The sequence below is a fragment of the Bacillus sp. 522_BSPC genome (genome assembly GCF_001076885.1).
Taxonomy (GTDB): Bacteria; Bacillota; Bacilli; order Bacillales; family Cytobacillaceae; genus Niallia; species Niallia hominis.
The window spans coordinates 1-3676 of the sequence record NZ_JVDT01000276.1 but is presented as its reverse complement, the minus strand read 5'-3'; the positions used below and the strand labels follow the sequence as shown (position 1 = coordinate 3676).

Below are 3676 nucleotides of genomic sequence, written 5' to 3'. Positions count from 1 at the left end.
ACAAAAAGGATATTTATTCTCCCACAAACATTTTACTCATACTCTAGAGGAAAGAAAAGATAATGAGGAGGCTTTATTTGTTACTCTCCGTGCCCCTCACCGAATGGGTGTTGCACAAATGAGATATGACATTAAACAGATTTCGTTAAGAGCAAAAATTAGTAAGTGTATACATCCGCACCAATTAAGGTATAGTTATGCAACCACCTTAATTAATAATGGAGCACCATTAGAAGTTATTCAAAACTTGATGGGGCATGAGAAAAGTGAAACAACAAGGATTTACGCTTATCTAAGTGGACAATTAAGACGAGAATTATATAAGAAGTATTTCTGAAAGAACTGCAGGGAAAATTGCAGTTCTTTATGTTTTTATCAGAGCCGTATTTCAAGAATAAATGTCGTTTGTAACAATAGGGGCAGGTTAGTAAGAGAATGGATTTATAATACAAGTTGAATTATAATTTAGAAAATAGATAATAAAAGGAGTAGATTTATAATGGAAAAAATGGTCACACCATTTTTAATGTTTCAAGATGGCAAAGCAGAAGAAGCAATGACTTTTTACACATCTCTGATTGAGGATTCAGCAATTACAAATATTGTTCGATATGGTGCAAATGAAGGTGGGGATGAAGGAACTGTCATGCAGGCTACTTTCACCTTAAAAGGTCAAGAATTTATGTGCAGTGACAGTAATGTAATACATCAGTTTTCCTTCACACCTTCGTTCTCAATATATGTTACTTGTAATACCGAAGAAGAACTTGACAATATTTATCAGAAACTGATCGAAGGTGGACAAGCTCTTATGCCACTAGGAGATTATGGATTCAGTAAGAAATTTGGCTGGCTAAATGACCGTTTTGGAGTTTCGTGGCAACTAAATCTACCTAAATAATATGAAGAACTTAATATCCTGTTCATACCAATAATAAAAAGCATATATTGTTTAAACTAACGGGTGCTTTCCTTAAATAGAAGGCGAGCCTTTTCGTATGGTGCTAAAGGGGCAGTTTAGTGAAAGAAGGACTTTAAATAATAGACGGCGAATTCACATACAATAATAATCAATGGGGATATAAGATTGAAAATCTAAGAGGACACCTGTAAAGAAAATACTGAAAGGAATCTTGGGAAATTCAAGATAGTGAAGTGAAAATGAATAATCTAAAGAAAATATCTAGAGAAGAAGCAGCTAAACTAGGACAAGATAACAGAACAGTTTACTTTGATAACAAAGAAAAAATAGCAAATTTAGATGTTATTGAAATCCCAGATAATCTATCATTAGTCCAACAATTAGTAATTGCTAAATACTATTATATTTCTCAAGATTATCAAGATTTTATATATATTTATTCACATGAACAGTACAATTACGATGATCTTTTATGCTTATTTAATAAAGGATATTATTGTTATAAAGGTAATAAAAAAATAGCATTTTTATTAGAAAGTCCAAAACAACAAGCTATTGATTATTTTAGAGATGCGGTAAAAAACAATAAAATAAGTCCTTTTTTAACTAGTTTTTATAAGAAAAAAATAATAAATACGTTGGTTAGAGATCCTAATGAAATGCTGTCAATAAATACTACTCCAATTGAACAAATTAAAGAAATCATACCTAAGAAGAGAGAGTTAAGTTTCTATTTACTTAACACAAAAGATTTTGATTCTTCATCTATAGAGTCAGAACATAAACCGTTACTCAGTTATTTACAAAAACATCATCCGATAAGCTTTTCTATTCCTTCACCAAATAATATTTGTTTAGATAGCAACATTATTAATAATTATGGAATAAAACTCTTGTCATCAATATATAAGAGTATCTTACTAATTAACGAAGATAAAGATAATAGTGTTCTAGAAATACTATTCAGTAACCCCCTCTGTTAGGATAGATGTCGTACGATACTTTAGTGTTATACTTTAAGTAAATAACACGGAGGTCGATCGATATGAAAGAAAAAATGGAGTACGATACTCGAAGGAACAAAAAGAGGCAATTGTTAAACGAATGATGCCACCACATAACGAATCAGTGGCTACTATCTCGAAGGAAGAAGGCATCACAGAACCAACGTTGTACAAGTGGCGTAAGGCTGCACGTGAAGCTGGTGTGGCAACGCCTGGCAATGGACAAACAAGTGACAAATGGACCAGTCAAGATAAGTTTTTAATCGTGATGGAGACCTTTGCGATGAACGAAACGGAATTGGCTGAATACTGTCGTAAAAAGGGTTTGTACCGTGAACAGATTGAATTATGGCGATCTGTTTGTCTCCAGGCAAACGGACAAGTATTTGATCAATCAAAGCAGTTATCTGGTGCGTTAAAGGAAGAACAGAAACGGGCAAAACAGTTAGAAAAAGATCTTCAAAAGAAGGAGAAAGCATTAGCGGAAGCTGCGGCGTTATTATTACTTAGAAAAAAGGCCCAAGCGATTTGGGGGGACGACGAGGAAGAATGATTAGCCCATCAAATCGCGCATTAGCTGTAGAACTCATCCAAGAAGCCAATCAAAATGGTGCGCGGTTAGCGAAGGCTTGTGAGGAACTTTATATTAGTGTACGAACCTACGAGCGCTGGGTGGCAGATGGTAAGGTTAAGGTCGATCAGCGTCCCTTTGCGAAAAGACCTGTTCCAAAAAATAAGTTGTCCGAGGAAGAGAAAAAGGAAATACTCGAGGTTGTTACACAAGAAGAATATGCCGACTTACCGCCGACACAAATTGTCCCAAAGCTTGCGGATAAAGGAACATATATTGCGTCAGAATCTACGTTTTACCGTGTTTTACGTGAAGGAAAGATGCAACACCACCGTGGACGTAGTCAAAAGCCAACACGAAGAATCCCCGAGAGTCATCTGGCCACATCGCCAAATCAGGTGTGGACATGGGATATTACGTGGCTTGGTGGACCTGTGAAAGGCTTGTATTATCGCCTCTATTTAATACTCGATCTATTTAGTAGAAAAGCAGTTGGGTGGGAAGTATGGGAAAAGGAAGAAGCGACACACGCTGAATCACTTGTAAAAAAAGCAGTCATTAATGAGAAAATCCAAGGGGCACCACTGGTGTTGCATTCAGACAATGGGAGTCCGATGAAAGCTGAGACCTTTTTAAGTTTACTTGAGAAGTTGGGGATCCAAAGTTCCTTTTCAAGACCACGTGTAAGCAATGATAATCCTTATTCAGAAGCCATGTTTCGAACACTTAAATACCGCCCTGATTATCCGCATAAGGGCTTTACCTCACTTGAAGAAGCCAGACAATGGGCACACCAATTTGTCCATTGGTATAATCATATTCATCTGCATAGTGGGCTGAATTATGTAACACCGGCACAGTGTCATGCCGGAGAACACGTAACCATATTGACAAAGAGAAAAGACGTATATGAAGCCGCAAAAGCGAAGCATCCAGAACGCTGGGCGAGGAGTCTAAGAAATTGGACACCTATTGAAAAAGTAGCACTTAATCCAATGCGTGATGAGGGAAAAAGGTAACGTTGAGTCCGCCTTAATACACTTTATTCCCTGATGATTTGAATGGAAAGAATGGATTTCCTTTCCATTCAAATCATCAGGCCAGCAAGCGTAGCGCGGTAGCCTTGACTGAACACAACACTAAAGTAACTAAATGCGACAACTATGTTGACAAACACCG

General features: G+C 36.7%; 4 protein-coding genes. All 4 read left to right on the top strand.

Features of this window, described 5'->3' with window-relative positions; genetic code table 11:
- Positions 1 to 337 (top strand): tyrosine-type recombinase/integrase (locus tag ADJ83_RS23190; protein WP_152910858.1); only part of this gene is annotated, 337 nt, incomplete at its 5' end.
- 162 nt (positions 338 to 499) lie between these two features.
- Positions 500 to 901, top strand: coding sequence for a VOC family protein (locus ADJ83_RS23185; RefSeq protein ID WP_031540344.1), 402 nt, complete (start codon positions 500 to 502; stop codon positions 899 to 901).
- 260 nt (positions 902 to 1161) lie between these two features.
- Positions 1162 to 1905, top strand: coding sequence for a hypothetical protein (locus tag ADJ83_RS23180; protein ID WP_031540343.1), 744 nt, complete (start codon positions 1162 to 1164; stop codon positions 1903 to 1905).
- A gap of 121 nt (positions 1906 to 2026) precedes the next feature.
- A protein-coding gene (locus tag ADJ83_RS23170) for an IS3 family transposase (protein WP_239687095.1) occupies positions 2027 to 3516 on the top strand; the annotation gives its coding sequence in 2 pieces (ribosomal slippage) (positions 2027 to 2444 and positions 2444 to 3516; 1491 coding nt in all).
- Positions 3517 to 3676 lie beyond the last annotated feature (160 nt).